Here is a 2,252-nt window from a genome sequence, read left to right as displayed (position 1 = left end):
GGATGCGAACGACCGTGCTAAAAGCCGGGTATTCCCATCACGACAATACGGCGAGACATGGACCTCAACTTCACCGATGCGGAGCTGGCCTTCCGCGCCGAGGTGCGCGACTGGGTGCGCGCCAACCTGCCGGCGGATATCGCCCACAAGGTACGCAACGCGCTTCGTCTGAACAAGGACGATCTGCAGCGCTGGGCCAAGATCCTCGGCGCCAAGGGCTGGCACGGCTGGGCCTGGCCCAAGCAGTTCGGTGGCCCAGGATGGAATGCCGTGCAGCGCCATCTGTTCGAAGAGGAATGTGCGCTGGCCTGCGCGCCGCGCATCGTGCCCTTCGGCCCGGTCATGGTCGCGCCAGTCATCATGGCCTTCGGCACGCCGGAGCAGCAGCAGCGCTTCCTGCCCGGCATCATGAGCGGTGAGGCCTGGTGGAGCCAAGGCTATAGCGAACCCGGCTCGGGTTCGGACTTGGCCTCGCTGAAGTGCCGCGCTGAACGCCAAGGCGACAAATACATCGTCAATGGCCAGAAGACCTGGACGACCCTCGGCCAGTACGGCGACTGGATCTTCTGCCTGGTGCGCACGTCGACCGAAGGCAAGCCGCAGACCGGTATCTCATTCCTGTTGATCGACATGAAGACGCCCGGCGTCAGCGTCAAGCCCATCATCATGCTCGACGGCGAGCACGAGGTGAACGAGGTCTGGTTCGACAACGTCGAGGTGCCCGCCGAGAATCTGATCGGCGAGGAAAACAAGGGCTGGACCTATGCCAAGCACCTGCTCTCCCACGAGCGCACCAACATCGCCGACGTGAACCGTGCTAAGCGCGAGCTGGAGCGGCTCAAGCGCATCGCCAAGGCCGAAGGCCTGATGGACGACCAGCGCTTCCGCGACCAGATCGCGCTGTGCGAGGTCGACGTCGTGGCGCTGGAGATGATGGTGCTGCGCGTGCTGTCCGGCGAACGCACCGGCAAGCAACCGCTGGACGTTGCGGGCTTGCTCAAGATCCGCGGCAGTGAACTTCAGCAGCGCTACACCGAGCTGATGATGCTGGCCGGCGGCCCGCTGGCCCTGCCCTATGTCCACGAGGCGATGGAAGCCGGCTGGCAGGGCGACCAGTGGCTGGGCGGCGCCTGGATCGGCGGCGCGTCGCATGCCATCCCGCTGACCGGTAACTACCTGAACGTCCGCAAGACGACGATCTACGGCGGCTCGAACGAAGTGCAACGCAACATCGTCGCGCAGACGGTGCTCGGCTGAGCGGGAGACAAGACAAATGGATTTCGATTTCAGTGAAGACCAGGAAGCTCTGCGCGACGCGGTGCGCCGCTTTGTCGACAAGGACTACGCCTTCGAGCGCCGAACAAAGATCGAGCGCGCTGGCGGTTTCGACCGCGCCGCCTGGAACGGCTTGGCGGGCCTGGGCCTGACCGCGCTGGCAGTGCCTGAGGCACACGGCGGCATGGGCTTCGGCGCCGTCGAGGCGATGGTGGTCATGGAAGAGCTCGGTCGCGGCCTCGTCATGGAGCCGGTGGCGCAGGGCGCGCTGATCGCGCCGGCGCTGCTCGGACGCGCGCCCGATGAACTGCAGGCCACCTGGCTGCCACGCATCGCCGGTGGCGAGGCCCTCGTCGTGCTCGCGCACCAGGAGGCCAAATCGCGCTACCGCCTGAATCAGGTAGCCACGCGCGCCGTCGACGGCAAGCTGACCGGCGTGAAGAGCCTGGTGCCGGCTGGCGACGTCGCCGACGCCTTCATCGTGCCGGCCCGCGTGTCCGGCACCGACGACGCCCCGCACGGTGTAGCCCTCTACCTCGTCGAACGCTCGGCGGCCGGCGTGCACACGCGGCCCTATTCGCTCTATGACGGCTCGCGCGCGGCCGAGGTCCACTTCGACAACACGCCCGCCCAGCTCATCGCCGGTCCCGACCAAGGCCATGCCCTGCTGGAACTGGCCGCCGACATCGGCATTGCCGCGCAGGCTGCCGAGGCCATCGGCGTCATGGAGAAGTACCTCGCGMTGACCGTCGAGTACATGAACACGCGCAAGCAGTTCGGCGTCGTGATCTCCAGCTTCCAGGCGCTCAAGCACCGTATCGCCGACGTGAAGATGCAGCTCGAACTGGCCCGCTCGATGAGCTACTACGCCACGCTGCGCCTGGGTGACGCGCCCGCCGTGCGCCGCCGCGCGCTGTCGCAGGCCAAGGTGCAGCTTGGCAACTCGATGCGCTTCGTTGGCCAGCAGTGCACCCAGC

At 66.6% G+C, this 2,252-nt stretch carries 2 protein-coding genes; both read left to right on the top strand.

What is annotated here, in order from left to right; genetic code table 11:
- The first annotated feature begins 57 nt into the window (after positions 1-57).
- The gene (locus AC1DU6_RS28225; protein WP_477861170.1) at positions 58-1,257 is read left to right on the top strand and encodes an acyl-CoA dehydrogenase family protein; all 1,200 of its coding nucleotides are present in this window, start codon (positions 58-60) and stop codon (positions 1,255-1,257) included.
- 16 nt (positions 1,258-1,273) lie between these two features.
- A partial coding sequence (locus tag AC1DU6_RS28220) for an acyl-CoA dehydrogenase family protein (RefSeq protein ID WP_477861168.1) occupies positions 1,274-2,252 on the top strand: 979 nt, incomplete at its 3' end.

Source organism: Roseateles sp. P5_B10 (assembly GCF_056400485.1).
The sequence above is the reverse complement of the archived record's forward strand: the minus strand, read 5'-3'. Positions and strand labels throughout refer to the sequence as shown.